Origin of the sequence: Streptomyces sp. NBC_01689 (genome assembly GCF_036250675.1) — a bacterium.
GTDB lineage: Bacteria > Actinomycetota > Actinomycetes > Streptomycetales > Streptomycetaceae > Streptomyces.
In genome coordinates, this window is record NZ_CP109592.1 from 6,291,039 (window position 1) to 6,317,295 (window position 26,257).

Here is a 26,257-nt window from a genome sequence, read left to right on the forward strand (position 1 = left end):
CGCGTGCGCCGACGCGTGCCCCGATTCACGTCGAGATTGTGCACAGACCGTATATCGGCGGCTCTTGTATGAGAATGCGATGCGCCGTTCCCGGTTGGGGTGTTCGGGTGGGGTGCAGGAATCTTCTGCACACGGGGTTTCCGTCCCGTGCGGGGCTCGTTAGTCAGGGCGCAGTGAAAAACTCCCGCCGGTGACGCGAGTTGCCGAAGAAAGGAACACGATGAAGTCCCTGAAGGCCGCCGCCGTCGTCGCCGGATCCATGGTCATCGCTGGTGCCGCTGCGCCCGCCTTTGCCGCCGGGGCCTCCGACCTCACGCCCACCAGCCTGAACGGCGCCCTGAACACCATCACCAGCCAGCGCTCGATCAGCCTGAAGGACGTACAGCCCCTGCAGCACCAGTCGGACGCGCTCGACACCGAGAAAAAGGGCTCGGTCCTCAACTCCCTGAACGGCGCGACGAAGACGCTCAACTCGGCCGGCGGCCCCGCCCAGTTGCTCGGTGGACTTCCGCTCCAGAGCTGATCGGCCATTCCGCCGCTGTCCGCTCCATTCGGCGAGGGTCTTTTTCCGTAGGCCCCGCGGCGCCTGTCCCGGGGCCGCGGCGCATCGGTGAGAAAGCCACGGACGACGGGCAGCGTGGACGCCGGACGTTGCGGACGTCGGACGGCGCGGACGCCCGACAGCGCCGAGAAGTCCGTCTGCTTTTCCGTGGCCGCGGAATCGGCCGCCGTGGCGGGACCGGCCGCCGCAGCGGTACCGGCCGCTGGTGCCCGCGGCCTCGGTGGAGCCCCAGTCACCGCCGCCACCGACTCCGGCGCGAGAGCCGAGGCGGACGAGCGGCCCGGTGCAGACGCCGGCACCCGTCGTCCCAGATCCAGGTCCCGTGAATGGTCCGGTGAATCACCGCGGTGGGAGGGCCGGCTCCGTACTCCGCGGATCCGGTCCTTTCGACGGTATCCGCGCCGAGCCTGTTCGAGACGTGTCCCTCTTTAGTGTGGTCGCCCGCCCGGTTGTCGCCCGGTCGGGTGAGAAAGCATGAGGTCCGTTCGGGTGCGTCGATAAGGTTCCGCGGTGACTTCAACCTCAAGCGAAACGCGTCCTTTCCGGGCCGCAGATCTCGGCACGCTCGCCGTCATGGCCTTCAGCGGTGACGCACCCGACGGGGACATGCCTTATCTCCTCGCCTATTCCCTGGGCGACGGGGAAGGCGGCGCCAGTGGCGCCACGACCGCCATCGAGCAACTGCTGCGCAACAACGGTCTGCCCGTCGGCGACACGCTCCTCGACGGTTCCCGGCAGCCGAGCCTGCCGCTCACCCTTCTCGTCGAGGCCGGCCAGGCCGTGGTCACCATGCCGTACCTCAACGCCCAGTGCGTCGTGCCGCCGGAGTGGCTGGCCGCGGTCGGTGAGCGCGGCTACGCCTACTTCCTGTTCGCCACCCGGCCCTGGCCCGACGCGGTGCCGGGCAGGCCCGTCGCCCCCGAGAGCCTGGCCGCGTTCGCGGGGGACGAGGAGACCCTGCTCAGCGCGGCGCACGTCCTCCTGCCCGCACGGACCCTGCGCGGCTGATGACACGGACCGCAGGGAGCAGCCGTGCGCTCGCCCTGTTGCTGGTGATCACCGGTGCGGCCGGTCTGCTCGCCGCGTGGGTCATCACGATCGACAAGTTCAAGCTGCTGGAGAACCCGGACTTCGTGCCGGGGTGCAGCCTGAACCCGGTCGTGTCCTGCGGCAACATCATGAAGAGCGAGCAGGCCTCGGCCTTCGGGTTCCCCAACCCGATGCTGGGCCTGGTGGCGTACGGCATCGTGATCTGCGTCGGGGTGAGTCTGCTGGCGCGGGCGGCCTTCCCGCGCTGGTACTGGCTGACGTTCAACGCCGGCACGCTCTTCGGCGTCGGATTCTGCACCTGGCTGCAGTTCCAGTCGCTGTACCGCATCAACTCGCTGTGCCTGTGGTGCTGTCTCGCCTGGGTCGCCACGATCATCATGTTCTGGTACGTGACTTCATTCAACGTACGAAATGATTTTCTGCCTTCCTCTCCCTGGCTGAGAGGATTCCTGGGTGAATTCACCTGGGTATTTCCGCTGCTGCACGTCGGCGTCATCGGCATGCTGATCCTGACCCGGTGGTGGGATTTCTGGACGAGCTGACCGTCGACTGTGCGCGGGATCTCCGGGGGCCGGGCCGCACGGAGAGCCGGGCCGCACGGAGGGCCGGATGTCCCCGCCGCCCCGGAGACGGACGCGGCCGCGATCCCGTAGGACGAGCCGCCGGATGCCGTGAGGGCCACCGCTAGGGCCACCGGCCCCGACCGAACCCGCCGAGGAGAGAACCATGTCCGTCAGCAGAGTGCCGAACGGTGTGCCGAGCGGTGTGCCGAGCAGAGTGACGGTGACCCGCAGGAGCGTGATGCACGGCCTGCTCGCGACGGCGGCCGCCGCGGTGCTCACCCCCGTCGTCGCCGCCTCCTGGCCTCCGCGGCTTCCCGGCTCCGACGACGCCCCGTTCGACGAGATGTACCACGGTCGCCACCTCCTGGGCGCCAGGACCGGAACCGGCGGCCGCGCCGCGGTCGGCGGCGGTGAGTGGCGGGTCACCGTGGACGGCCGGCCGCTGCACCTGATGCGCCGGGCGGACGGGAGCTATCTGAGCATGGTCGATCACTACCGCTCGTATCCGACCGCGCTGGCCGCCGCGCGCGCGGCCGTCGACGAACTGAGCCCCACGGAGCAGCTTCGCGGCGTGGAGGCGGAGGGGAACGGCCACAGTGGCGTACACGCGTAAGAACGTCAGCAAGCTGACCGCGGCGGAGCGGCGACGCTTCGTCGCCGCGATGCTGGAGATCAAACGCCGTGGCGAGTACGACGAGTTCGTCCGGATGCACATCGAGTACTACGTCGCGGACGGCGACCGGAGCCTGCGCGCGGCCCACATGACGCCCTCGTTCCTGCCCTGGCACCGGCAGTTCCTGCTGGAACTGGAGCGGGCGCTGCGCCGCGTCGACTCCTCGGTGAGCGTGCCCTACTGGGACTGGACGCGGCAGCGGTCGCCGTCCTCCGCGCCCTGGACCGCGGATCTGCTCGGCGGCAACGGGCGGCGCTCCGACCGCCAGGTCATGACCGGCCCCTTCGCCTACGCCCACGGGCAGTGGACGATCAAGGTGGGGGTCACCGAAGGCGGGTACCTCACCCGCGACTTAGGGCGCCGGCAGGCCCCGTTCGAGCTGCCCACCAGGCATGAACTGGACTCCGCTCTCGCTGACCCCGTCTACGACAGCTCCCCCTGGAACTCCACGACCACCAAGGGGTTCCGCAACAAGCTCGAAGGATGGGGGCGCGGGTCCGGCAGCGGGGCCTGGCGCAATCACAACCGGGTCCACCGGTGGGTCGGCGGCGCCATGCTCGGAGGGGCCTCGGTCAACGATCCCGTCTTCTGGCTGCACCACGCCTTCGTGGACCTCCAGTGGTCCCGCTGGCGGCAACGCCACCACGGGGCCCACTACCTGCCCGCCCGACCACCAGGCCCCCACGACGACCAGCACGGACGGATCGTCGCGCGGCACGAGCGGATGCCCCCCTGGAACGTCACACCGGCCGAGCTGGAGGACCACAGCCGGATCTACCGGTACGCGTAGCACTCGCGACCACGTACGCACGTGCCGTCGTTGCCGTGGCTGCCGTCGCTGCCGTCGCTGCCGTCACAGGCGGGGTGCGACCGGTGCGGAGGGGGTGGAGGGGTGTGGTGGGACGCGGTCCCGTGGCGGCCCGCCCGCGCGGGGACCGCGTCGCCCTGGTCACGGCGAGGCCCCCGGCAGCGGATGCTGCGGGGGCCTTCCTCGTACGGCCGACGGTCAGTTGCCGTAGCCGGGAGTGGTGCTGCTCGGGCCGGGGGTGCCCGTGACGGGGCCGCCGCCGTTGACGCAGGTGTTGCCGAAGGCCGGGTTCAGCAGACCGACGACGTTGATGGTGTTGCCGCAGACGTTGACCGGCACGTTGACCGGGACCTGGATGACGTTGCCGGAAAGGACACCGGGGGAGCCGACGGCCGCACCCTGAGCGCCCGCGTCGGCCAGGGCGAGACCGGCCCCGCCGAGAACCACGGCGCCCGTGCCGAGGGCGACGCCGGCTGCCTTCGCGATGCGAGACATCACGTTTCTCCTTTGGTTCGATGAACGCGGCCGCTCGAACGCGGACGCACTCCCCCTTCAACGCGCCCATCCACGCCCGGTCACGGCGTACGCCGGAGGATCATTCGTCCCGGACGAGCGGCTCCCCACCGAGGGATGCCCGGGACGGCGTCGCGGGCGGAAATTCACTACGGCTCGCCCCGCACCCGCGGTTAGCCTGCCGGACATGCCCACCGACCTGTCGGCCTCCGCGTCGACCACCCCGCCGGCCGACCGTCCGAGCGCCCCGCCGACCGACCCGCTGGTCGGCCTGTTCGCCGAGGAGAGCCGGGCACGCGCCTTCGCCGCGGTGGCCCTCGGCGCGGACACGCCGGCGAAGGTCGTGGAGCGGGCCGGGCTGTCGCCGCGGGACGCGACCGTGGCACTGCGCCGGCTCCTGAGCCAGGACGTCATCACCGACGACGGCGGACTGGCCGTCGCCTACGACCACTTCAGGCAGCGAGCACGCGCCCACCGGGCACCTGCCGAGAACCACGGCTCCGGGGACGAGGGGACCGAGGCCGTCCTGCGGACCTTTGTACGCGGCGGGCGGCTGGTCCGACTGCCCGCCCAGTGGCAGCGCAAGCTGATCGTGCTCCGGCACATCGCCGAGCAGACCTTCGAACCCGGCGTCGAGTACCCCGAACGGATCGTCAACGAGAAGCTGCGCGCCTGGTGCGAGGACGCGCCCGTCGACCATGCGACCCTGCGGCGTTACCTCGTGGACCTGCACCATCTGACCCGGCAGCACGGCGTCTACCGGAGGCCCTCGGAGGCCTGATCCGGCGCCCGTGCCCGGGCCCCTGCCTGCGCGCGCAGTCGATCACCGTGTCGCGCACCCTGGAGGCGACGGGTCGCTCCCGGACTCCGTCGGAGCCTGGCCGGGAGACGTCCGCGGCCGCTGCGGAGCCCCCGCGGTGGGCCACTCGGGGGGAAGCCGCGACGGCCGTTCGCTCCCCGTGGCAGTATCTGGGCTTCATGAGTGCGTCCCCAGAGGTACGGAGCCTGCGCGCGGCGGTGTTCGCCGTGCTGTGCGTGCTGCTGGCCGCCGGGGGCCACGGGCTCGCCTCGGGACAGGCTCCGCCGCTGTGGGCGGACGGTGCCGGATTCCTCGTCGTGTTCGCGGCCGGGTGTCTGCTCGGCGGGCGCGAACGCTCACTCGTCGGGATCGGCGGCGGAATGCTGGCCACCCAGGCCGGACTCCACGTCGCGTTCGAGGCGGCCGCCCGGCCACGGCTGACGATGGACATGCACGGCATGCCCATGGCCTCCTCGCACGCGCACGCCATGGCTTCGCACGCGATGACCCCGCACGCCACGGCGGCCCACGTGGTGGCCGCCGCACTGGCCACCTGGTGGCTGCGGCGAGGTGAGGCGGCGTTCTGGTGCCTGCTGCGCCGGGCCGTCGCGCTGGTGCCGGGGCTGGCCGCCTGGTGGCGGGTGCGGACGGGACCGCCGTCCGGCCCCGTCCGGCCGGACGCGATCCGCTCCCACTCCGCCGCGTCCGGGCCGATCCGGCAGGTCCTGCTGCGGCACGCGGTCTCCCGCCGGGGACCACCCCCGGGGCTGTCGTACGCGCCCTGACACCCTTTCCACCAGTACGGAGTCCCCCTGATGTCCCCGATACGCACCACCCTGCGCCGCGCCGGTGTCGTCACCGCCCTCACCGCGGCCGGGATCCTGGCCGCCGCCGGTGCCGCCTCCGCGCACGTGACCGTCCATCCCGAGAGCTACGCCAAGGGAGCCACGGACGGTGTCCTGACCTTCCGCGTCCCCAACGAGGAGGACACCGCCAGCACCACGAAGGTGCAGGTCTTCCTCCCGACGGACCACCCGGTCCTCGGCGTCCTCGTCACCCCCCAGAACGGCTGGACGGCCAAGGTGACGACCACGAAGCTCAAGTCCCCCGTCAAGACCGACGACGGCACCATCACCGAGGCCGTCTCGGAGATCACCTGGACCGGCGGCCGGATCCGGCACGGCCAGTTCCAGGACTTCGACGTCGCCTTCGGACAACTGCCCGATGACACTGGTCAGTTGGCGTTCAAGACGCTGCAGACGTACTCGGACGGCAATGTCGCCCGCTGGATCGAGGAGACGTCGAAGGGCGGGGAGGAGCCGGAGAACCCGGCACCGGTGCTCGCCCTCACCGCCAAGGCGGCGGACGGCGGCAGTTCCGACTCCGGCTCCGACGCCGGCTCGTCCACCGCATCGGGCTCGGGTTCGGACTCGGGCTCGGACACCTCGTCGGCGTCGAGCTCGGCTCCGGCCCAGGCGGCCGGGAGCTCGGCGTCGAGCAGTGACTCCACCGCGCGAGGCCTGGGCATCGCCGGGCTGGTCGTGGGCTTCCTCGGCCTGGGCGCGGCGGCGTTCACCCTCGTCCGCGGCCGCAACACCGGTTCGTAGCCCCGGCGGACGAGCCTTCCGTCGCTCCGCCCGCCGCGGCAGGCCGTGGGCGGGGCGACGGAACTCCCGCGACGACCGGGACCATCGCGCGCGTCGGGTTCGCGGGTGAGCGGGACGCGGGAATTTTCCGTACCCCTCCGTGACGACCGGTGCCCGGATGCGAGGATGAGGCCGCCATGACTGCTGGGTGGTGTTCTCGCACGGTACGGGCCGCGGTCTTCGCTGTCGTCTGTGTGCTGCTCGCCGGCCTGGGACACGTGATGATGTCCGGCGCCGAGCCGCCCCCGTGGGTCCTCGGCTTCTCGATCGTGCTGATCGGCGGCGCGGGGTGGGGACTGGCCGGCCGGGAGCGCGGGCTGCCCCTGATCGTGACCGCGGTGACGGCCGCTCAGGCGGCCCTCCACGCGGCGTTCTCACTAGCCCAGGCCTCGGCCTCCGTCCCGCCTGCCACGGGCGGTTCGGCCATGGACAGCCCGGGCATGGGCGCCATGTTCGCCGGAGACATGTCCTCCGGGGCCATGCCGATGGGACCGGATCACCTGGACTCGATGAGCATGGGGGCCATGCCGGGCATGGCACCCATGGGCGACATGGCGGGTGGGGTCTCCTCGCTCGGCATGCTCGCCGCCCATCTGCTGGCCGCCCTGCTCTGCGGCCTCTGGCTGGCACACGGGGAACGCGCCGCCTTCCGTGTCCTGCGGGCCCTCGCGACCCGGCTGGCCGCCCCGCTGCGTCTGCTCCTCGCGCTGCCCGTCCCGGTGGGTTGTCGCCTTCCGCGACCGCGCCGTCCTCGCCCGGTGCGCGCTCCACGCCTGCTTCTTCTCGTCCACGCGATCACCTCTCGGGGTCCGCCCGTCGGGACCGCTGTCGTCTGACGACAGCCGGTATCCCGGGGCGCGCACCGTGGGCCCCGGGCCCGGCCGTGCCTTTGCGCGCGGCCGTCCCCTCACCGGACCCCCGCGGGTCTCCGCGCGCCGAGGTCCGGATCCCGGACGATCCCAGAAGGACACCAGGTGACCACTCCTGCCCTGCCCACCTCACGTGACGCCTCGCTGACGGCCTGGGCGATGGCCGCCCGCGGCGGCGACCCCGAAGCCGTGGACCGGTTCGTCCGCGCCCTCCAACGGGACGTACACCGCTACGTCGCCTATCTCGGCGCGGACCCCCAGACCGCCGACGACCTGGCTCAGGACACGTTCCTGCGCGCCCTCGGCAGCCTGCACCGATTCGAGGGCCGTTCCTCGGCCCGCGCCTGGCTGCTGGCCATCGCGCGCCGTGCCGTGATCGACAGCTTCCGGAGCGCGGCCGCCCGGCCCCGGCCGGCCGACTTCGACGACTGGCAGCTCGCGGTCGAACGCGCCCAGCCACGCGGTCTGCCGGGCTTCGACGACGGCATCGCGCTCGACGACCTGCTGGCCGGACTCCCCGTCGAGCGGCGAGAGGCCTTCGTGCTGACCCAGCTCTTGGGACTGCCCTACGCGGAGGCTGCCGCGGTGAGCGACTGCCCGGTCGGCACGGTCCGCTCACGTGTGGCCCGTGCGCGTACGTCGCTCATCGCCTCCCTGTCCGAGGCCGAACGCTGCGGGCCGGTCGACGCGGCGGCCTGACGGGACGGTTCGCCCGACACGGCGGCCTGACGGCAATGGGCGTCACCGGACGGTGGGGCCTGCGGCGTGCGGGCCGCCGTGAGCCGATGCCAGGGAGACCGGCACGGTGCTCCGAGACAGGAGAGGAGCGCGGAGACCGGAAGGAGCGTGGAGACCGGAAGGAGCGTGGCCCCGGCCGCCTGGGGGCGGGCCGGGGCCACGAGCTCACGAGGGCGCGGCGTTCGTGGTCACTCACTGTTGAGTTGCCAAGGTGCGGTGCCGCTCGGCGCCGGTCCGGCGCCCGGTCAGTTCCGCGTCTCCTTCTGGCGGAGAAGGAACACGACACCTCCGCCGAGGACGACCAGCGCGATGGCCGTGCCCGCGATGATCGGGGTCGCGGCGGAGCCGCCCGTCTCGGCGAGGTCGGTGTCTCCGGCGGAGGTGGCGTCCGCCACGGCCGGGCTGGGCTCACCCACGGTCTGGGTCGTGATGTCGCTCGTGCTGCCCTGCGTCTTGCAGTCGAACATGCCGGTGAACCGCTTCTCGAAGCCGTTCGCGCCCGTGACCGTGAAGGCGTATGACTGGTCCTCCCGCAGGGGGACCGTCACCTTCACCGACTCGCCGGCCGGGACGGTGTGCTCGGCGTCCATCAACTCGAAGGTGAACGGCGCGTCGCCCGCGTTGGCCACCGAGACGTCCACACCGCCCTCGGCACAGTTCTTCTCGGCGGAGAGCGCGGGTATCGCACCCTCGGCGGCCCAGGCGGCCGTCGCCGTCGCGGACACCGTCGACTCGCTGGAGCCGGCCAGGATCTGGGTCTGGCTGCGGGTCTCCGAGGCGAAGGCCCGTCCGACGGGAACGGTCGTCGACGCCTGCACGGTCAGGGCCGCCGAGCCGTCGGTGGCGTCCTCCGGCACGTCGAAGTAGAGACGGCTGCCGTCGGCCGCGGAGGTGACCGGCCTGCCGTCCTTGCCGACGACCTTCACCCCGCTCGCGAAGGCGTCCGCGGGCGGGGTCACCGTCACGCTGTCCGCGTCGGTGTGCACCGTGACCGGGCCCACGCGCTCGCCGGCGTGACCCGAGACCGCGGGCGGATCGAGGGTCAGCGAGGCCCTGGGTTCCGGCATGTTCCGTGCGCTCTTCTGAAGATAGTCCGCGAGCTTCTCCGCCTGCGGGTCCACCGCGTCCACGTCGGCGCCGTCCGAATACCGCCAGATGGCCACCTGCGTGCCGGCCGCGGCGTCCTGCTCGGTGAGGCCGCGCGCCCCGGCCTTCTCGGCCAGCGCGGCCAGGTCGTTCACCTGCGGGTAGGAGTGCTGCAGGATCCAGCGGATCCGGCCCGCGTCCTTGTTGCCGTTCAGCGACGTGCCGCTCCAGGACGTCTCCTGGTACTTGGCGTCCCGCTGGGTCGGGTTGTGGAGATCGATGCAGTAGGTCTGCAGCATGCCGCCGTCGTCCACGGACATCTCGAACAGACCGGCGGACACCTGCTGGTCCTGGCCGTTGTCATGGATCACCGCGGACCCGTAGGTCTTCAGACCGGTGATGGTCGCCGTCGCGCCGCCCTGACTCCGTGGAGCGTCGTCCGCGGCGGCCGTGCCCGCGGTGACCATCGTCGCGGCGGCGACGAGTCCGGACACCACAGCCACGGCGGCGAGCCGGCCGGCCCCTCGTCTGCGCGCTACCGCCGACGCGGACGCCGCAGAGAACGCAGAGAGCGCAGAAAACACAGAATTCCCCTTCGCGCAGGACCCGTTGACATGGGGGACGGTCCCGCCAGCAGAATCAGAAGCCCCGTGAGCTATGCCCGGCATCCTAAGGACGCGGCGCACCACGCTCCCCAGGCATTCCATCCGATATCCGATCCGACTCGGAATCGTTATCGGTCGGCAAGGCTGTGAGCTGCGCTTATCGACAGATCCATGGCCGATGTCGGGGCGATTCCCCGCGAAGAGTGTCCATGTATGCGTCGATAAGCCATAGCTTGATGGAGCCGGTTGGTCACCTTGGGTGATCAGGGGTGCCGTCGTCGTTGTCCACCGCCCGGACGCGTACGCGACGGTCGTCTCCGGCCCGGCTCAGGTCACTCCGGCCGGCTCGGCCCTGCGGGAGGACGCGGCCTCGGACGGACTCCCCGGCTCCGTCTCCCAGTTGGGCTCGGTCCGTGGAGCCGACGGTGTGTCACCTTCCTTGTGCGGGCGTCGGAAGGCGGATGTTCCGCGGGAGAGGTCGTGACCGATCGCCACCGCGTCGATGTCCGCCGACGTCCAGCTCTGCCCCTCGCGCACCTCGGTGCGGACCTTCAGCCGGCCCTGCACGATGACGGGATCGCCCACCGACAGGGACGCTCCCACGTTGGTGGCGAGCGCTCGATTGGCCCACACGGTGAAGAAGTTGGTGTGCCCGTCCGCCCACGCGCTCTTCTCGCGGTCCCAGTACCGCGCCGTCACCGCGAGGCGGAACCTCGCCGAGGCCCCGTTCGCCAGCTCTCGGTACACCGGCTGCGTCGCCACGTTGCCCACCGCGCAGACCATCGTCTCGTTCATGCCCGGACCCCTCTCCCGTACGGCTGCGTCTGTCCCGGCGATCGCATGCCGTGCGATCGCCGCGGATCCAGACTGCCTCCGCCGGGGCGGAGCCCGCTGAGCGCTGTGCACGGCCCGAGGGTTGTGGACAACCGCGTCACCCCTGGGAGTGAGGCGCCGCCGGCCGCGCGCCCAGGCGGCCGCCGCCACGCTGTGGACAGGCGGCGGCCCGCGAGCAAGCGACGCCGTGTGGACAGACAGTGGCCCACAGGCAGGCGGCGGCCCACAGGCAGGCGGCGGCCCGCGGACGGGCGGCGGCTCGCGGGCAGGCGGCTGGAGAGGGATCGGCGTTCCGTCACCGGACGGCCAAGGTCAGCCGACCGATGCCCCCGTGACCCGCCCGAACTGCTCCCGTACCTCCCGATACCGCAGCAACTCCGCGGCCACCGGATCCAGGACCCGCGCCCTCCCGCACCCGGCGGCCGCCTCCCGCAACCGCCGTTCCGCGTCGAGCCCGTACCGCCGGGCCGGCCCGCGCGCCGCCAGTCTGCTGCTCCACTCGACGGCCGGACCACCGATGATGCCCGCCACCATCAACAGCACCGGCACCCAGAGGTTCGGCGCCACGACCCCGACGATCTGCGCCAGCAGCCACAGCCCGCCGACGATCTGAAGAAGGGTCATCGACGCCTGGGCGAGCACGGCGACCGGCCACCAGCCCGGCCGGGGCGGCCGCCCCGCCGGTGTCGCGGCCCGCGTGGCCATCTCGTCCAGGGCTTCCGGCAGCCCCTGGGCACCGCGTACGGCCGCCTCCCGCACCGCCATCGCCCAGGGCGCCGGCAGGCCGCGGGCCGCCCGGTCCGCCACCGTACGGACCGCCTGTTCGACCCGCTGGCGGGCCGTGGCCTCCTCGTCGGCGGGCACGCGCAGCGCGTGCCGTCCGGTCGGTGGGTCGCGCCGGTCCTGGCACCAGTGCCACAGCCGCAACCAGGGCGTGCCGCAGGCGCGGTTGGCGTTGCGGCGCCAGGCGCGCTCGGCCGCCTGGCCCGCCGCGGTGGCGCCCACCGCGTCCGCGAGCCGGTCCGAGAACTCGTCGCGCGCCTCCTCGCTGAGCCCCGTGCGCCCGCCGGCCGCGTACACGGGCCGCAGCCGAGCGGCGGCCGCGTCGAGGTCGGCCGAGATCCGTCGGGCGGCGGCGCCTCGCTCGGCCACGAACTGACCTAGAGCTTCACGCAGTTCGACGATGCCTTCCCCGGTGAGCGCGGACAGCCCGAGCACGGTCGCGCCGGGTTCGCCGTACTCGCCGAGCGCGATCCCGTCCTCGTCGAGCAGTCTGCGCAAGTCGTCGAGGACCAGGTCGGCGGCCTCGCCCGGCAGCCGGTCGACCTGGTTGAGGACCACGAAGGTGACCTCCGCGTGCCCCGCCATGGGCCGTAGATAGCGCTCATGAAGCATGGCGTCCGCGTACTTCTCGGGATCCACGACCCAGATGACCGCGTCGACGAGCGCCAGGATGCGGTCCACGTGTTCGCGGTGCTGGACGGCGGCCGAGTCGTGGTCGGGCAGGTCGACCAGGACGAGGCCGTGCAACTGGGCCTCCCCCTCCGGGCTCTGCAGAGGACGCCTGCGCAACCGCCCGGGGATGCCGAGCCGGTCGATGAGCGTCGCCGCGCCGTCGCTCCAACTGCACGCGATGGGGGCCGCGGTGGTCGGCCTGCGGACACCGGTCTCGGAGATGGCCACCCCGGCCAGTGCGTTGAAGAGCTGCGACTTGCCGCTGCCGGTGGCCCCGGCGATGGCGACGACGGTGTGCTGCCCGGAGAGCTTGCGCCGCGCGGCCGCCTCGTCCAGGACCTTGCCCGCCTCGGCGAGGGTCCTGCCGTCGAGACGCGCGCGTGAGAGCCCGACGAGCTCCCGGAGCGCTTCGAGCCGCGAGCGCAGGAGGCCGTCGTACGCGAGCGGGGGCGGTGGGGCCTGCGCGGCGGTCCTGGCCTCCGGTACCGGGGTTTCCGTGCTGGGCGGGGCCTCGGACGCGCGGCGCGCGATCAGCCCGTCGTCCCAGACGGACTCGGATTCGGTACGGGAGTCGGCACGGGCGGGGGCGTTGTCGTCCTTCAAGCGCGCGTGCCCCGCGTCGTCCTTCACGCGCGCGTGCCCGCCGTCGTCTCCCACGGGGGCGTGCGTCGGAGGGCGATCCGCGCGTGGGGGGACGGCGGGGTGACTGCTCCGAGCTGCTCCGGGCGGGGTAGCCGAGTCGCCGGTCTCCTCGCGGGTGCGTGCGGCGGGCAGGTTCTCGGCTCGCGGGGCTCCGGAGGAGCCGTCGCCCGACGGGCCTCCGTGTGGTTCGGGCACGTCCCCGCCGCGGCCCGTGCGGTCGCTGCGGTCCGTGTGATCGGCCTGGTCGGCCCGGTCGGTGTGGCCGACTTCTCCCGCATGGTCGGTGTGGTCCGTGGGAACAAGGCGACCCGTGTGACCTGAGTGACCCGACCGGTCCGAACGATCTCTGTGGTCCGCCCCCTCTCCGTGGCCCGACCGGTCAGTGTCGCCCGACCGATCGGCGTCGCCCGGGCGACCTGGCCGGCTGGAGCGGTCCGCGCGCTCAGTCCGCTCTGCGGGGTCCGAGTGATCCGTGTGGTCCGAGTGATCCGTGTGGTCCGTGTGGTCTGTGACGGCCGTCATCGCGGTCACCTCTCCTTCTGCAGTACGGACAGCGCGGCGATGAGTTCGGACTGGGGCTCCGGATGGACGTCGAGGGCGTCGAGCGGGGCCAGGCGGCGTTCACGCTCGGCGTGCAGCGTCTGGTCGACGTACTCGGTGAGCAGGTTCTCGCCTCGTTCGCGCAGCCGCAGGGCGCCCTGCGCGCCGATGCGGTCGGCGAGCTGCTCACCCGCGGTCTGTGCCCGGTGGCCGCCCAGGAGGCTGGTGGCGACCAGCGCGGCCAGGGCCTCGGCGTCCGGCGCCGTGCTCTTCTCGAGGTGCCCGGCCTCTTCCTCGGCGTACTCCTCCAGGACCCGCCGCCACCGTCGTACGGCCACCCCGATCCGGTGTTCGGGACTCTCCAGGGCCGGATCACGGTCGGTCAGCTCGGGAACGCACGCGGCCGGTTCGCGGCGCCAGGCCTCGTCCACGCGCTCGTCGGCGGCCGTGACGGTGCACAGCATGAGGGCGGCAAGGCTCTCGACGAGGGAGTCGAGCAGCTCGCCGGCGGTGCAGTCCAGCGGATAGGCGCGCCACCGCTTGAGCGCGTCCCCGGCGAGCACCGCACCGGCCCGCAGACGGCTTCGCACGCGCGCGTGCTCCCTGTCGTACGCGCCGTCGACGGCCGCGGTGAGCCGCAGCGCGGCGGCGTACTGTGCCGCGGCGGCGCCGGCCAGCTCCGGCATCCGGACCTTGAGGGAGTCGAGGACCCCCTGGGCGGTACGGGCCATCGCCTGGCGTCTGGCTCCGGGGTCCTGTGTCTGGTGCACGAGCCACGTACGCAGCGGCGCGACCGCGGAGGCGGGCAGCAGGCCGCCGCCCCAGGCCGACTCGGGCAGTTCGGGCACCGTGAAGCGAGGCACCTCGCCGAGGCCGGCCTTGGTCAGCAGGGCGCAGTACTGCCGTGAGACCTCGGACACCATCTGGTGGGGCACCCGGTCGAGGACGGTGACCAGGGTCGCCCTGTGCTCCTTGGCGGTGCGCAGCAGGTGCCAGGGGACGGCGTCGGCGTACCGGGCGGCCGTGGTCACCATGACCCAGATGTCCGCCGCGCTGATCAGTTCGGCGGCGAGCAGGCGGTTCTCGGCGACCAGGGAGTCGACATCGGGCGCGTCGAGCAGGGCGAGGCCGCGGGGGAGAGTGTCGACGGTCTCGACCCGCAGCACCCGTTCGCCGCGCTCCACGGGGGCGGGCAGGTCGTCGCCGGGTTCCTGGTGGGGCATCCACACGCGCGTGAGGTCGGGCAGTACCCGCATTCCGCTGAACCAGTGATGATCCTCCGGGTGGCACACCAGCACCGGTGTACGGGTCGTCGGCCGGAGCACCCCGGCCTCGCTGACCCGGCGCCCCACAAGAGAGTTGAGGAGGGTGGATTTGCCGGCGCCGGTGGATCCACCGATCACGGCCAGAAGTGGCGCTTCGGGGTCTTTCAACCGGGGCACCAAGTAGTCGTTGAGCTGTGCGAGCAGTTCGTCGCGGTTGGCACGCGCGCGTGGAGCCCCCGCCAGGGGCAGCGGGAAGCGTGCGGCGGCGACACGGTCGCGCAGGGCGAAGAGTGCGTCGAGCAGCTGGGGCCGTACGTCCAAGGTCACCACATGTGAAGAATGCCCAATTTTGGAGGCTTTCTGAAGCATATGGCCACGTCTGCGCGCCGACAGGACACTTGGGGCGGAAGGGGCGACTGGGGTGCAGGCATAACGAGTGCACAACACCCGGGGCGTCGGGCGCCAAAAGCGGTGCATGATTCGTACCTGCCTGCGATTATCAGGACCGCTTCACTGAACCTCCACATTGAGCCACGGAGGCGAAGCGCAAGGGACAAGGACCCGGGAGCCCTATCCTTGTCCCCGACAAGGTCACGGATCGGCCCACACCCGGGCACAGCGACACCGGCCACCACACCCGGCCCCCGTAGCTCAGTGGATAGAGCAGGCGCCTTCTAAGCGCTTGGCCGCAGGTTCGAGTCCTGCCGGGGGCGCAAGTCTCCGCCCTCCCCTATGGGAGGGCTTTTTGCTGGTCAGGGCGGGTTTCGCCCGTACGGGCCGAGCCCCGTACACCTCCCCGGCGATCATGGGGAAGGTTCGGGGCCGTCCGGCTGTCGTCGGGTTTTCGGCTGTTGCCGTGTCGCCTACGGAGCGAAGTTCTCGACGGGAGATCCCGGCCGGAGTCGGTCTGATCGGGGAAGGTTCCAGGCGCCGTTTCCGGTCAAGCGGCTGCCCTTCGGTGCACTACGGGTGCGCCGTTGCCGGTGCGGGCGCCCGGGGGGGCGTTCCCGAGTCACCTGTCAGGCGCGTGTGGCGGATGCCGTGCACAGGGCCGCCCGTGAGGAGTCGGGCGGTCCTGTGTGCGTGCCGTGCGCGTCGGATGACCGGACGTGCGAGTCGGTTGGCTGGTCGCTGAGCCTCAGCCCGCGGTCGATTCCGCCTTGGACGGTGCGCGGCCGGGCGGCACACCGTCCAGATGGACCGCCACGCCGGTGTAGAAGCGGTTCACCGCGTCGTCGACGCTGCGGATGAAGCCGGACTCGGCGTTGCCACGGGTGCTTCCCATGCTCTTGAGGAGGGAGAGACGGAAGCCGGTGATCTGGGTTCCGGCCTCCTTGGGGAGCAGGTCGGCGGGCTCGGGGCGGAGACGTTCGAGCGTTCCTCGCGGGCCGCCCTTCTCCCCGTCGACGAGGGTTTCGATGTGCAGATCCGCCGGTGCCTCGGCCAGCCGCCGGACGAGCCGCTTCGCCCACGACAGGGGGTAGCCCTGCTCGGGTGCCGGGATCTCGATGGACGTGCGGAGCTTTCCTGTGCGCAGGTCCGCGCTGATCGTCAGGACTCCGGGCGTCTGCTCGATGCGCACCGAGGACTGGAGTCTTCCGTCGAGACAGAGCTGATCCGCGAGACGGGCACGGAGCACCTTCGGATCGATTCCGCGCTTGGCGCGGTGATCGGGGAGCACTTTCCGGCCCAGTTCGCCGCCCAGCCGCAAGCAGACCTGGCGGATGAGCCGCTCCCAGTTCTCGACGACCTCCAGCGCCCGTGGGTCTCCCTGACAGAGGGTCTCGTCGTCGATTCCGTTGCGTACCGGTACCCAGGCCGGTCCCATGTTCTGGAAGCCGTGGCAGCCGGAGTTCTCGTGCCGCAGGTAGTGCAGCAGTTCCTGCAGGAGCCAGGCGTGCGCCGCGTTGCCGACTCCCTCGTGCCTGATCAGCATCTGTGCCTGATGGGCGACCTCCGCCCAGGACAAGTGCCAGAGGGCGACCCTGTGTTTGCGCCTTCCGTCGATCTTGACCTCGACGAGCGGGCTGCCCTCCAGCGCGACATCGTTCGACAGGGTGATCACGGCCTCGTAGCCGCGGCGCGCGGCGATGTCCATGTACGCCTGTACCTGATCGGCCTTGAGAGCGCTGCCGTTGGTCTTCGTCTCGACGAGCGCAGTCCACAACTTGCCGGCCCGTGCGACCCGGATCACTCCGTCCGGGCGTCGCGGCGTGTCACCGTGCGGCAGCGTGACCTCCGCGAAGGTCTCCATACGGCCGGCCGGCGCCCCGAACGCGGCGGTGAGTCTCCTGCCGAACTCCGGTACCTGGGCCATCACGGACAGGAGGACCGAGGTGGCCCGCGTCTCACGCTCGCGGTCGCTCTTGAGTGCCGACGCGGGGAAGAGCCTCGCGTCCCTCCACGACTCGTTCTCCGCCAGCGTCTTCCTGGCCGCCTTGGGCAGCGTGACCTTCTTCTTGGCCGTACGAGGCCGCGCGGCCGGGTTCCCCGGCAGGGTCTGCCGGCCCTCGCCCTCGGGCTGACGGGGGGAGGGGACCGCCCTCAGCGCCTCCTGCAGGCCGGGTTCATCGGGGCGTACCGGTGCCGTCGCGTCCGCCTGAGCGTCTCCGGCGGTCCCGTTCTGCGTCTCCTCGGCCGTCGCGTCGTCGTCGATGTCGACTCCGAAGTCCGTGGCCAGACCGGCGAGGCCCGCGTCGTAGCCCTGGCCGACGGCGCGGAACTTCCAGTCCTCCGCGCGCCGGTACAACTCGCCGAAGATGATCGCGCTCACCGCGTCGGCGTCGTCGATGGCGAAGCGGAGGAGTTCCTCACCGCCGCCGTCCGCCAACGCCAGCTTCACGCCCTCCAGTTCTCCGAAGCGCGCGCCCTCGTACCGGCTGGCGGCCAGGACGATGCGATCGATTTCGGAGGACACCGCCGTCAGATCGAAGCTGATCCGGTCCTCGTTGCCGTCCGCCGTCGGCGTCTTGCCCAGGAGCTGCACGCTGCCGTCCGCGGCCACCGGGTTGTTGTAGAAGTGGAAGTCGGCGTCGCTTCGGACCTTGCCGTTCCCGTTCAGCAGCAGGACGGACACATCGGCGTCCCCTTCGCCGGTCGAGCTCCCCCAGCTCAGACTGACGATCACCGAATCGATGTTCTCGCTCAATGCCGCGAGGGATACGTTCGACCCTTTGATCATTTCGTGCATGGAACCCCCCAGAACGATGCCACTTGGGCGTGTCGCCGCCGTCACCCCGGGTGCCTGATGCCTGGCGTTATGGGGTGATCGGTGCGCAGGTGACTGTAGTGCCCACGAAGCACGTCCGTAGGAGTCGTTCTGAATCTGTGCGGGATTCGCGGAAGGATTCCCGGCTCGTCGTGTGAACGGTCCCGCCGGGGCGGCCGGGCCGAGCTGAAGAAGCGGGCGGGCCGGCGTCGCGGGAAGTGAACCTGCCCGGCGCCCGGCCGTGCGCATCGAGGAGCAGCCGCCCCGCCCGCTACTTCTTCACCTCCGCGACCGCGCGCAGGGCGAGCAGTCGTCGGTCGAGTGCCGCGAAGTCGGGGTGGGCCACGGTGGGGCTCATCCGGCCGGTGAAGAGGGCGATGGCGAGGGTGCTGTTGTCGGCCCAGATGCAGACCGGCATCTCCACGGGTCCCGCGGTGGTGACGGCGCAGTGGGTCGTGCCGGCGAGCTTGCCGCTGGGTTCGTCGGTCTTGTCCCTGACGGCACCGCCGCTCCGGTCGATCCCGGCCCACGCGGCCGCCACCTCGGTCCCGGGCGCGAGGAGTTTGCCGTATCCGCCCAGCAGGACCAGCTGGGGCGTGCGGTCGCCGAGGTGGGTGGAGCAGGCCGCCAGCGCGGGAGTGGCGCCCGCCTCGGCGATCTCGCCGTTGCTCGCCGCGAGGGCCTTCGCCGGCGCGTTGGACGGGTCCGACGAGAGCCCCTGGAAGCCCGGCGGCGGCGCCAGTTCGAAGCGGCCGGCCTTGGCGACCGTGGTCATGCCGATGTAGGCGAGTACGCCCCCGGCCCCGACGACGAGGGCGGCGGTGACAACGAGGCACCCCAGCAGGCGTCTTCGACGGCGTGGCTTCTCAAGGGCCGGGTAACCCGGGTCGGACGCGGCCGGGTTGACCGGGGCCGCCGTCGTGGCGGCGGGACGCGCCGCGTACTCCGCGTCGAGACGCCCGAGTTCGGCGCAGGGGTCGGGCCGGCGGGGTGGCGCGGGCTGCGGGTACGCGTTGCCGAGCCGGCCCAGCTCGGCGTAACGCCATGACGGGCATCAGAACGCGCACGTGGGTTAATGATCAACTGTACGTAGGTGAAATCTCAACTACAGGGGTCATCCATCCCCATCCATCCGGCACCCGTCTACCCGGCGCCCGGCACGTGCACCGGATTCCCGGTACCCGAATACCGGCACCCGGCACCCAGGCGCCACGGCCTCTTCCGTCAGGTGCCGAGCCGCCGTCCGTCCCGGCGCGCGGCGGCGATCACCGTGGAGGCGGCGGCGGTCGCCAGCAGGCTGCCCGCCGTCACCAGTCCCACGCCGATCATGAAGAGGCCGCTGGAGTCGTCCGACCAGTCCACGCCGGCGGCGACGGTCAGGCCGGCCGTGGGGCCGAGCACGGCGGCCGCGAAACCGCGCCGGGACGCCGCCCAGTACACCGGCGCCGGCAGGGTCAGCACCAGCCCGATCACCTGCCACGCCGCGTAGGGGCCGGTCGTCGTACCGTCGGGGTGCACGTCACGATGCTGGTCCCAGCCCAGCCAGGCGGCCCACAGCGCCGACGACGCCACGGCCGTGGCGAGGATCGGGAAGAGCCGGCGACCGGCGTTCAGCAGTCCTTGGTTCATGGACCCAGCGTTCCGGCCCGCCCCGGCCCCGGCCAGAGTCCGGGTACTCAGGCCCGTCCGAGTACGTGCGCCAGGGGTGCCTCGCACTCGCCGGTCAGCGCAGCGGGTGGGAGGTTCTGCCCGATGCCTCGTCTATCTCGTCGTGTGCCTTGGTCAGTAGCTTCATCGCCAGTTCGTTGAGCGCCCGCGCTCCGGCGACCTCCTCGCCGACCCTCGGCTGGTACGAGTCGCTCGGGTGGCGGCTGGCGTAGCCGTGCGCGCGCACCTCGTTCCCGTCGGCGAGCCGCAGGAGAGCGGCGGCGCGGGTGCGGTGCTCGTCCTCCTCGAACTCCATCTCGACGTGCCAGCCGACCGCCGTCCGTGCCTGCGGTCGTGTCGGCTTCATGTCCGTCGTCTGTGTCATCACGATCACCTCCGGGGCCGACCCAGCCCCTGCTACCCCAGCCCTCCTTCCAGGGTGTGCTTCTTCGCCCGACTCCGCACGGGGTGGGGCGGTGTGTGAACGCCCGGTCGTCCTCCGTGCGCGGAGGGTGCCCTCAGTGGAGCGCGACCTTGGCGGCCACGATGATCAGCCCGAGGACGAGGTTCACGGCCGCGACCGACGCCACCGCCCCGTGCGAGACGCCGGCCCGGATGACCATGGCGGTCGCCCAGCCGACCTGCTGGACCACGGCGACTCCCAGCGCGAGCCATCCCGCCCCTTCGATTCCGAGCCCCAGCAGCGGACTGACCGCCACGGCGAAGGCGGGCAGGAACGCCGCCTGGACGATCGGCCACTCGGCGGCGCACACCTGGCGGATCTCCCGCCAGGTCACCGACCGGTGCCGCAGCCGGTTCCCGATGAAACGGACGTAGGCGTGCGCGGCCCAGAACACCAGACCGGTGCAGAGCAGGAGGGCCACGAGCTCGACGCGCGGATGCGGCCCGAACGCGCCGGCGCCCGCCACCACCGAAGCCGCCAGGAGCGAGCCGTAGACGGCACCCGTGTAGTCGGTCCGGGGCTGCTCCGGCGAGGGACTCGGGTCCGGTTCGTGCGCGGGGGAGCGGTGTGCCACCCGCCCGGGATCACGTGCCACCGGACCAGGATCGCAAGAGCGGCCGGACCCCGCCATTTCACGCGGTCGCCCGCCATCGTCGCCCGCGGCCGTCCCTACGGTGTCTCCGCGGGCGGGCGTCGTGCGTGTGCGAGAAGTCCGCCGTGCCGCAGAGCCGGGCCTGCCGGAATCGCCATGGTGTTCGACAGGGGATGGGGGGTGTGAGCGGCGCCACCCTCGGGCGCCGACGGTTCGCGAGTACGTCGCGTCTCACGCGGGAGGGATCAGAGGCCGTTGAGGATTCCGCGGATTCGGGCCCCGAAGCAGCGGTGGCCTGCGCTGCTCGTCGCGGTCTTCCTGATCGTCGTCGGCCTCGGAGGAGGCATGATGGCGCACGAGTGGCAGCAGGCGGAGCTGCTGGACGAGACCGGGATACGGGTCACGGGCGTCGTCTCCCGCGTCGTGCTTCCACCGGTAAGGGCGAGCGCATCAACGGTGAGATCGTGTGCTCCATGGCAGGCCACCGCCATACCGTCCGCGAGGTGCCCAACGGCGGTCATCCCCACCCCTGGAAGGGCGACCGGGTGTGCCTGGAGGCAGCCCGCGAGCGCCCTCGGCTGGTCCGGCTGTGCGGTGACCGCTACCCGCACGGGGACGACGGGTTCCCCACCCTCGCCCTGGTCACCGTGGCCGCCACCATCGGGCTGTTCTTCGTCGTCGGACACTGGATCACCGAGCGCCGTGAACCCCTGGTCGCGCCGGCCTCGTCCGCCGACACGACGAGCTGACATCGACCACCGACACCTGCACCGGCGAACAGGAGCGGGCACCGGCGGTCAGGTGATCGCGCTGGGCCGTCCCCGGGCCGTGTGAGGGGGCTCGGCGGTGACCGACGGCGACCACCGGTGACAGAGCGGCTCGGAGCGTGGGCGGGGAACGGTGCAGGTCACGCCCCCGTGACCGAACGCGTTTCCTTCGAGGGGTGGCCGTCAGGCAAGATGGGGTGTATCTGCCCACTGCCGATTTCAAGCGTCCGGACGGTTTCTCTTGGCTGAGTTCATTTACACCATGCGCAAGACGCGCAAGGCGCACGGCGACAAGGTGATTCTCGACGACGTCACCTTGAGCTTCCTCCCGGGTGCGAAGATCGGTGTGGTCGGTCCGAACGGCGCCGGTAAGTCCACCGTTCTCAAGATCATGGCGGGTCTCGAGCAGCCCTCCAACGGTGACGCGTTCCTGTCGCCCGGCTACAGCGTCGGCATGCTGCTGCAGGAGCCGCCGCTCGACGAGTCGAAGACGGTCCTGGAGAACGTCCAGGACGGCGCCGCCGAGATCATGGGCAAGCTCAAGCGCTTCAACGAGGTCGCCGAACTGATGGCGACCGACTACTCGGACGCCCTGCTGGACGAGATGGGCAAGCTCCAGGAGGACCTGGACCACGCCAACGCGTGGGACTTGGACGCCCAGCTGGAGCAGGCCATGGACGCCCTGGGCTGCCCGCCCGGCGACTGGCCGGTCACCAACCTCTCCGGTGGTGAGCGCCGCCGCGTCGCGCTCTGCAAGCTGCTCATCGAGGCGCCCGACCTGCTGCTCCTCGACGAGCCCACCAACCACCTGGACGCCGAGTCCGTGCAGTGGCTGGAGCAGCACCTCGCGAAGTACACCGGCACCGTCGTCGCCGTCACCCACGACCGGTACTTCCTCGACAACGTCGCCCAGTGGATCCTGGAGCTCGACCGCGGCCGCGCCATTCCGTACGAGGGCAACTACTCCACGTACCTCGACAACAAGGCCTCCCGCCTGAAGATCGAGGGCCAGAAGGACGCCAAGCGCGCCAAGCGGCTCAAGGAAGAGCTGGAGTGGGTGCGGTCCAACGCCAAGGGGCGTCAGGCCAAGTCCAAGGCCCGTCTCGCGCGTTACGAGGAGATGGCGGCCGAGGCCGACAAGATGCGGAAGCTGGACTTCGAGGAGATCCAGATCCCGCCGGGCCCGCGCCTGGGCTCGATCGTCGTCGAGGTCAACAACCTCTCCAAGGCGTTCGGCGAGAAGGTCCTCATCGACGACCTCTCCTTCACGCTGCCGCGCAACGGCATCGTCGGCGTCATCGGCCCGAACGGCGCCGGCAAGACCACGCTCTTCAAGATGATCCAGGGCCTGGAGGAGCCGGACTCCGGCACCATCAAGGTCGGCGACACGGTCAAGATCTCGTACGTCGACCAGAGCCGCGAGAACATCGACCCGAAGAAGACGCTCTGGGCCGTCGTCTCGGACGAGCTGGACTACATCAACGTCGGCCAGGTCGAGATGCCGTCCCGCGCCTACGTCTCCGCCTTCGGCTTCAAGGGCCCCGACCAGCAGAAGCCGGCCGGTGTCCTCTCCGGTGGTGAGCGCAACCGCCTCAACCTCGCGCTCACCCTCAAGCAGGGCGGCAACCTGCTGCTCCTCGACGAGCCGACGAACGACCTGGACGTCGAGACGCTCTCCTCGCTGGAGAACGCGCTGCTGGAGTTCCCCGGTGCGGCCGTGGTCGTCTCCCACGACCGCTGGTTCCTGGACCGGGTCGCGACGCACATCCTCGCCTACGAGGGCGAGTCCAAGTGGTTCTGGTTCGAGGGCAACTTCGAGTCGTACGAGAAGAACAAGGTCGAGCGGCTCGGCGCCGACGCGGCCCGCCCGCACCGCGCCACCTACAAGAAGCTGACCCGGGGCTGATCTTGCGGCACATCTACCGCTGCCCGCTGCGCTGGGCGGACATGGACGCGTACGGCCACGTGAACAATGTGGTCTTCCTCCGCTACCTGGAGGAAGCCCGTATCGACTTCCTGTTCCGCCCGGAGAAGGACTTCCAGCAGGGGTCCGTGGTGGCGCGTCACGAGATCGACTACAAGCGGCAGTTGGTCCACCGGCACACGCCGGTGGACATCGAGCTGTGGGTGACGCAGATACGGGCGGCGTCGTTCACGATCGCCTACGAGGTCAAGGACCCGGACCAGCTCTACGTCACGGCCTCGACGGTGATCGTGCCGTTCGACTTCGCGCAGCAGCGTCCGCGCCGGATCACGGCGCAGGAGCGCGAGTTCCTGGAGGAATACCGGGACGACGTGGACGAGGCCGTCGCTGCATGACGGCCCTGTACCTCGCCGACGACGGGGAGGCGGCGGACCTCGCCGCCTTTCTCGCCCGGCTGATCCACTACGACCGCGCGGCCGCCGTGCGCCTCCAGGCGTCCGGCACCACGCTCGCGGTCTTCGGACGCCCCCCGGCCTTCGAGGTCCTCGCGATCCGTACGGTGCGGCTCGACAAGCCGTACGAGGACGGGCTCGACCTCGTGCTCGACGTGACCGTCTCCGCCGGTGAACTCCTCGAGTCCGTCGAGGAACCGGCGGCCACGGTCGCCGTCCCCGCGGCCGTCACCGGTCCGCCGTGGGCGGGCGTGCTGCCGCCCCGCGGCGGCTGGCGGCCGGAGTCGGGGCTGCCGGCGCCGTCCGCCGTCCGGGCGTCGGTGGGTGCCGCCGTCGCCGAATTCCGGTCGCGTACCGAGGAGTTGCCGCCCGAGCGGCGTACCCGCGCCGAACTCGACGGCATAGGGCGGGAGATCTGGTCCCGTCCGATCGGCGACAGCGGCCTTCCGGTGCGGGCCGCGCATGCGGCGCAGTCGCTGGGATTCCTCCGCCCAGCCGGCCAGAACGCCCCCGCGCAGAACCCGTTGGGCCTGTACTCGTCCGGGGCGTGGCTGCGGCTGCGCACTCCCTACGGGTCGATCGCCGTCCGCCGGGCGGGACTCGGCGCGCTGGACGTCAGCGTCCGCTGAGCCCGTCGTCCCGGCGTGAGCGGGTCCGGCGTGAGCGGGTCCGGCGGGGCCAGGGCCGACGGATCTCCGTGCGTCCGTCGGGCGGGGGTTCCGCGGTCCTGTCCTTCCCGTGAAAGACGCAGGCATCGGCCTCGGTACCGGCATGACCGGCCTCGGTGCCGGCACGACCGGCTCGGTACCGGCACGGCGGCCGCGCCCCACCGGATGCCGTACCGCGTGATCCACATCTCACGGTTCCCGCCCCCCGACAGACGTCACGCGGCGGGTGTCATGTGACCGGTCTCACGCGGGCCGGCGCCCGGTACTGCCCCTCAGCCGGCCGTGTTCACCATCGAAGCGGCCGCGTACGTCAGGTAGTTCCACAGGGTGTGCTCGTGCTCCGCGGAGAGGCCGAGCTCGTCGACGGCCACGCGCATGTGCCTGAGCCAGGCGTCGTGCGCCGCCTGGTCGACGGCGAACGGGGCGTGCCGCATCCGCAGCCGGGGGTGGCCGCGGTTCTCGCCGTAGGTCGTCGGGCCGCCCCAGTACTGGATCAGGAACAGCGTGAGGCGTTCCTCGGCCGGGCCCAGGTCCTCCTCGGGATACATGGGCTTCAGCAGCGGGTCCTCGGCGACTCCCTCGTAGAAACGGTGCACGAGGCGCCGGAAGGTCTCCTCGCCGCCGACCTGCTCGTAGAAGGTCTGCTCCTGAAGCGTGCCGCGCCGGATCTCATTCACGTCTCCCATGGTCTCAGACCCGCCGACCGAGGACTCGAGGCTTAGGACCACTGCCCGGGCCGGGGCACGGGCAGGTCCGGGTGGCCGGGTGGGGGGCGCCCACCCGGCCACCCCCCACCCGATCGGCCCGGCCGGCGCTCGCCTCCGGAGCCTCCCGGCAGCACAGTGGAGGTATGGGCGCGCACACACTCGACAAGGATCTGGACGACCTCGCCACCTGGGCGCGGGCAGGGCTGGTGCGCGTGATCGAGGCCAGCGGGGCCTGGGACGCCGACCCGGTTTGGCGGGAGGCGTTCCAGGAGATCCCGCGCCACTTCTTCGTGCCCTACTACTACGTCGGCACCGCGGAGGGCTTCGAGCGCGTGTGGTGCGAGGACCCCGATCCGGGGCAGCGGGAGCGCTGGCTGCGCGGCGCTTACGCGGACACCGCGCTGGCCACCCGGGTCCGCGACGCCGAGCTGGTCTCCTCCAGCAGCCAGCCCTCCCTGATGGCGCTGATGCTGACCGCGCTGGAGGTGCGGGAGGGGGACGCCGTCCTGGAGATCGGCGCCGGGACCGGCTACAACGCGGCGCTGCTCGCCCACCGCCTCGGCGACGGGCTCGTGACCACCGTCGACCTCGACCCGGAGATCACCGAGTCCGCGCGGCAGCACCTCGACGCCGTCGGCAGGCATCCCTCCGTCGTCACCGGCGACGGCACCCGCGGGGTCCCCGAGCGGGCCCCGTTCGACCGGATCATCGCGACCTGCACCCTCACCTCGATCCCGCGCCCCTGGCTGGCCCAGTGCCGGCCCGGCGCGCTCATCCTCGCGCCGCTGGCCACCGGCCTGATCGCGCTGCGGGTCCGGGACGCCGGGCACGCCGAGGGACGCTTCCTGCACACGCCCGCCTATTTCGTCCCGCTGCGCGGCGACACCCGCCCCGACGACCCGGAGCCGCAGCACCTGGGCGGCCTGCCGCGCCGGGCCCGCGGCGACGAGCTCCTCCGGTTCCTGCTGACGCTCACGGCGGGCAGCGTCGACCCCTACGAGGCGTTCACCCTGTGGGAGCGGGAGCGGCGGCCGGAGCGCGAGCGGTACGGGATCACGGTCAGCGGCGCCGACGCGTGGGCGTGGCTGGACGACCCGGCGGGGCCGCACGTCTGGCCGCTGCCGTAGCGCCCGGCGCCCGTTTCACAGCGCGGTGCGGGACCGGTGGGAGGTCCCGCCCGC

The 26,257-nt window shown here is 71.7% G+C and carries 26 protein-coding genes and 1 tRNA gene; 16 read left to right on the forward strand and 11 right to left on the reverse strand.

Annotated elements, in window-relative coordinates:
* The first annotated feature begins 220 nt into the window (after positions 1-220).
* From OG776_RS26800 to OG776_RS26820, 5 genes are all read left to right on the forward strand, one after another.
* Entirely contained in the window at positions 221-523 is a 303-nt protein-coding gene (locus tag OG776_RS26800; RefSeq protein ID WP_329322657.1) for a hypothetical protein, read from the forward strand.
* A 549-nt stretch (positions 524-1,072) separates the two neighbouring features.
* The gene (locus tag OG776_RS26805; RefSeq protein WP_148014685.1) at positions 1,073-1,570 is read left to right on the forward strand and encodes a DUF5949 family protein; all 498 of its coding nucleotides are present in this window, start codon (positions 1,073-1,075) and stop codon (positions 1,568-1,570) included.
* On the forward strand, positions 1,570-2,154 hold the full coding sequence (locus OG776_RS26810; RefSeq protein WP_148014686.1) for a vitamin K epoxide reductase family protein: 585 nt from the start codon (positions 1,570-1,572) through the stop codon (positions 2,152-2,154). Before OG776_RS26805 ends, OG776_RS26810 begins: the two co-directional genes overlap by 1 nt.
* Positions 2,155-2,338: 184 nt before the next feature.
* Positions 2,339-2,788, forward strand: coding sequence for a tyrosinase family oxidase copper chaperone (locus OG776_RS26815; protein ID WP_148014687.1), 450 nt, complete (start codon positions 2,339-2,341; stop codon positions 2,786-2,788).
* Positions 2,772-3,638: a tyrosinase family protein gene (locus OG776_RS26820; protein ID WP_148014688.1), complete on the forward strand. Its 867-nt coding sequence runs from the start codon at positions 2,772-2,774 to the stop codon at positions 3,636-3,638. The genes OG776_RS26815 and OG776_RS26820 overlap by 17 nt, the downstream gene beginning before the upstream one ends.
* A gap of 216 nt (positions 3,639-3,854) precedes the next feature.
* On the opposite strand, the gene OG776_RS26825 is transcribed toward OG776_RS26820, so the two are convergent.
* Positions 3,855-4,151: a chaplin gene (locus OG776_RS26825; protein WP_148014041.1), complete on the reverse strand. Its 297-nt coding sequence runs from the start codon at positions 4,149-4,151 to the stop codon at positions 3,855-3,857.
* Between the two features lie 205 nt (positions 4,152-4,356).
* On the opposite strand from OG776_RS26825, the gene OG776_RS26830 reads away from it, so the two are divergent.
* The 5 genes from OG776_RS26830 to OG776_RS26850 all read left to right on the forward strand — a co-directional run bounded on the left by OG776_RS26830 (position 4,357) and on the right by OG776_RS26850 (position 8,182).
* Positions 4,357-4,950, forward strand: coding sequence for a DUF2087 domain-containing protein (locus OG776_RS26830; protein ID WP_148014042.1), 594 nt, complete (start codon positions 4,357-4,359; stop codon positions 4,948-4,950).
* A gap of 197 nt (positions 4,951-5,147) precedes the next feature.
* Positions 5,148-5,753 carry a hypothetical protein gene (locus OG776_RS26835; RefSeq protein ID WP_148014043.1) on the forward strand — a complete coding sequence of 202 codons (606 nt, stop codon included), beginning with the start codon at positions 5,148-5,150 and terminating at the stop codon, positions 5,751-5,753.
* Between the two features lie 30 nt (positions 5,754-5,783).
* Entirely contained in the window at positions 5,784-6,575 is a 792-nt protein-coding gene (locus OG776_RS26840; RefSeq protein WP_329322658.1) for a YcnI family protein, read from the forward strand.
* Between the two features lie 176 nt (positions 6,576-6,751).
* Positions 6,752-7,450, forward strand: coding sequence for a hypothetical protein (locus OG776_RS26845; RefSeq protein ID WP_329322659.1), 699 nt, complete (start codon positions 6,752-6,754; stop codon positions 7,448-7,450).
* 138 nt (positions 7,451-7,588) lie between these two features.
* Positions 7,589-8,182, forward strand: coding sequence for a sigma-70 family RNA polymerase sigma factor (locus OG776_RS26850; RefSeq protein WP_187286027.1), 594 nt, complete (start codon positions 7,589-7,591; stop codon positions 8,180-8,182).
* Positions 8,183-8,466: 284 nt separating this feature from the next.
* On the opposite strand, the gene OG776_RS26855 is transcribed toward OG776_RS26850, so the two are convergent.
* The 4 genes from OG776_RS26855 to OG776_RS26870 form a co-directional block, all read right to left on the reverse strand.
* Positions 8,467-9,810 (reverse strand): Cys-Gln thioester bond-forming surface protein, encoded by a 1,344-nt coding sequence (locus OG776_RS26855; protein ID WP_329322660.1) that lies wholly within the window; start codon positions 9,808-9,810, stop codon positions 8,467-8,469.
* A 429-nt stretch (positions 9,811-10,239) separates the two neighbouring features.
* Positions 10,240-10,707 (reverse strand): single-stranded DNA-binding protein, encoded by a 468-nt coding sequence (locus tag OG776_RS26860; RefSeq protein ID WP_148014048.1) that lies wholly within the window; start codon positions 10,705-10,707, stop codon positions 10,240-10,242.
* Positions 10,708-11,058: 351 nt separating this feature from the next.
* Positions 11,059-13,365: a GTPase gene (locus OG776_RS26865; protein WP_329326528.1), complete on the reverse strand. Its 2,307-nt coding sequence runs from the start codon at positions 13,363-13,365 to the stop codon at positions 11,059-11,061.
* Positions 13,366-13,370: 5 nt separating this feature from the next.
* The gene (locus tag OG776_RS26870; RefSeq protein WP_148014050.1) at positions 13,371-14,978 is read right to left on the reverse strand and encodes a dynamin family protein; all 1,608 of its coding nucleotides are present in this window, start codon (positions 14,976-14,978) and stop codon (positions 13,371-13,373) included.
* Between the two features lie 310 nt (positions 14,979-15,288).
* Here OG776_RS26870 and OG776_RS26875 point away from each other — a divergent pair.
* Positions 15,289-15,361: transfer RNA gene (locus OG776_RS26875), tRNA-Arg, on the forward strand.
* A 425-nt stretch (positions 15,362-15,786) separates the two neighbouring features.
* On the opposite strand, the gene OG776_RS26880 is transcribed toward OG776_RS26875, so the two are convergent.
* The 5 genes from OG776_RS26880 to OG776_RS26900 form a co-directional block, all read right to left on the reverse strand.
* Positions 15,787-17,838 carry a TerD family protein gene (locus OG776_RS26880; protein ID WP_148014026.1) on the reverse strand — a complete coding sequence of 684 codons (2,052 nt, stop codon included), beginning with the start codon at positions 17,836-17,838 and terminating at the stop codon, positions 15,787-15,789.
* Positions 17,839-18,127: 289 nt separating this feature from the next.
* Positions 18,128-18,631: a hypothetical protein gene (locus OG776_RS26885; RefSeq protein ID WP_148014025.1), complete on the reverse strand. Its 504-nt coding sequence runs from the start codon at positions 18,629-18,631 to the stop codon at positions 18,128-18,130.
* Positions 18,632-19,080: 449 nt separating this feature from the next.
* The gene (locus tag OG776_RS26890) at positions 19,081-19,485 is read right to left on the reverse strand and encodes a hypothetical protein (RefSeq protein ID WP_148014024.1); all 405 of its coding nucleotides are present in this window, start codon (positions 19,483-19,485) and stop codon (positions 19,081-19,083) included.
* A gap of 94 nt (positions 19,486-19,579) precedes the next feature.
* A complete protein-coding gene (locus OG776_RS26895; RefSeq protein WP_187286023.1) occupies positions 19,580-19,888 on the reverse strand; it encodes a DUF1876 domain-containing protein in 309 nt (102 codons plus the stop codon).
* A 133-nt stretch (positions 19,889-20,021) separates the two neighbouring features.
* Positions 20,022-20,540, reverse strand: a complete 519-nt coding sequence (locus tag OG776_RS26900) for a hypothetical protein (RefSeq protein WP_148014152.1) — start codon at positions 20,538-20,540, stop codon at positions 20,022-20,024.
* Positions 20,541-21,031: 491 nt separating this feature from the next.
* Between OG776_RS26900 and OG776_RS26905 the strand changes: the two genes are divergently transcribed.
* The 4 genes from OG776_RS26905 to OG776_RS26920 all read left to right on the forward strand — a co-directional run bounded on the left by OG776_RS26905 (position 21,032) and on the right by OG776_RS26920 (position 24,330).
* Entirely contained in the window at positions 21,032-21,307 is a 276-nt protein-coding gene (locus OG776_RS26905) for a hypothetical protein (protein ID WP_148014023.1), read from the forward strand.
* Positions 21,308-21,566: 259 nt separating this feature from the next.
* The gene (gene ettA, locus OG776_RS26910) at positions 21,567-23,231 is read left to right on the forward strand and encodes an energy-dependent translational throttle protein EttA (RefSeq protein WP_148014022.1); all 1,665 of its coding nucleotides are present in this window, start codon (positions 21,567-21,569) and stop codon (positions 23,229-23,231) included.
* A gap of 2 nt (positions 23,232-23,233) precedes the next feature.
* The gene (locus OG776_RS26915) at positions 23,234-23,644 is read left to right on the forward strand and encodes an acyl-CoA thioesterase (RefSeq protein WP_148014021.1); all 411 of its coding nucleotides are present in this window, start codon (positions 23,234-23,236) and stop codon (positions 23,642-23,644) included.
* Complete coding sequence (locus OG776_RS26920; RefSeq protein ID WP_148014020.1) at positions 23,641-24,330, forward strand: hypothetical protein; 690 nt, start codon at positions 23,641-23,643, stop codon at positions 24,328-24,330. Before OG776_RS26915 ends, OG776_RS26920 begins: the two co-directional genes overlap by 4 nt.
* Before the next feature lie 311 nt (positions 24,331-24,641).
* Here the strand turns inward: OG776_RS26920 and OG776_RS26925 are convergent, their stop codons facing one another.
* A complete protein-coding gene (locus tag OG776_RS26925; protein ID WP_187286022.1) occupies positions 24,642-25,055 on the reverse strand; it encodes a globin in 414 nt (137 codons plus the stop codon).
* 164 nt (positions 25,056-25,219) lie between these two features.
* Here OG776_RS26925 and OG776_RS26930 point away from each other — a divergent pair, with 164 nt between their 5' ends.
* Positions 25,220-26,203 (forward strand): methyltransferase domain-containing protein, encoded by a 984-nt coding sequence (locus OG776_RS26930; RefSeq protein ID WP_329322661.1) that lies wholly within the window; start codon positions 25,220-25,222, stop codon positions 26,201-26,203.
* The last annotated feature ends 54 nt before the right edge of the window (positions 26,204-26,257 follow it).

Bases quoted from the DNA above. Each gene is read 5' to 3' on its own strand.
- OG776_RS26800 (WP_329322657.1), top strand. From the start codon at position 221: ATGAAGTCCCTGAAGGCCGCCGCCGTCGTCGCCGGATCCATGGTCATC.
- OG776_RS26810 (WP_148014686.1), top strand. From the start codon at position 1,570: ATGACACGGACCGCAGGGAGCAGCCGTGCGCTCGCCCTGTTGCTGGTG.
- OG776_RS26815 (WP_148014687.1), top strand. From the start codon at position 2,339: ATGTCCGTCAGCAGAGTGCCGAACGGTGTGCCGAGCGGTGTGCCGAGC.
- OG776_RS26825 (WP_148014041.1), bottom strand. From the start codon at position 4,151: ATGTCTCGCATCGCGAAGGCAGCCGGCGTCGCCCTCGGCACGGGCGCC.
- OG776_RS26830 (WP_148014042.1), top strand. From the start codon at position 4,357: ATGCCCACCGACCTGTCGGCCTCCGCGTCGACCACCCCGCCGGCCGAC.
- OG776_RS26835 (WP_148014043.1), top strand. From the start codon at position 5,148: ATGAGTGCGTCCCCAGAGGTACGGAGCCTGCGCGCGGCGGTGTTCGCC.
- OG776_RS26840 (WP_329322658.1), top strand. From the start codon at position 5,784: ATGTCCCCGATACGCACCACCCTGCGCCGCGCCGGTGTCGTCACCGCC.
- OG776_RS26845 (WP_329322659.1), top strand. From the start codon at position 6,752: ATGACTGCTGGGTGGTGTTCTCGCACGGTACGGGCCGCGGTCTTCGCT.
- OG776_RS26860 (WP_148014048.1), bottom strand. From the start codon at position 10,707: ATGAACGAGACGATGGTCTGCGCGGTGGGCAACGTGGCGACGCAGCCG.
- OG776_RS26865 (WP_329326528.1), bottom strand. From the start codon at position 13,365: ATGACGGCCGTCACAGACCACACGGACCACACGGATCACTCGGACCAC.
- OG776_RS26880 (WP_148014026.1), bottom strand. From the start codon at position 17,838: ATGCACGAAATGATCAAAGGGTCGAACGTATCCCTCGCGGCATTGAGC.
- OG776_RS26885 (WP_148014025.1), bottom strand. From the start codon at position 18,631: ATGACCACGGTCGCCAAGGCCGGCCGCTTCGAACTGGCGCCGCCGCCG.
- OG776_RS26890 (WP_148014024.1), bottom strand. From the start codon at position 19,485: ATGAACCAAGGACTGCTGAACGCCGGTCGCCGGCTCTTCCCGATCCTC.
- OG776_RS26895 (WP_187286023.1), bottom strand. From the start codon at position 19,888: ATGACACAGACGACGGACATGAAGCCGACACGACCGCAGGCACGGACG.
- OG776_RS26905 (WP_148014023.1), top strand. From the start codon at position 21,032: ATGGCAGGCCACCGCCATACCGTCCGCGAGGTGCCCAACGGCGGTCAT.
- OG776_RS26920 (WP_148014020.1), top strand. From the start codon at position 23,641: ATGACGGCCCTGTACCTCGCCGACGACGGGGAGGCGGCGGACCTCGCC.
- OG776_RS26925 (WP_187286022.1), bottom strand. From the start codon at position 25,055: ATGGGAGACGTGAATGAGATCCGGCGCGGCACGCTTCAGGAGCAGACC.
- OG776_RS26930 (WP_329322661.1), top strand. From the start codon at position 25,220: ATGGGCGCGCACACACTCGACAAGGATCTGGACGACCTCGCCACCTGG.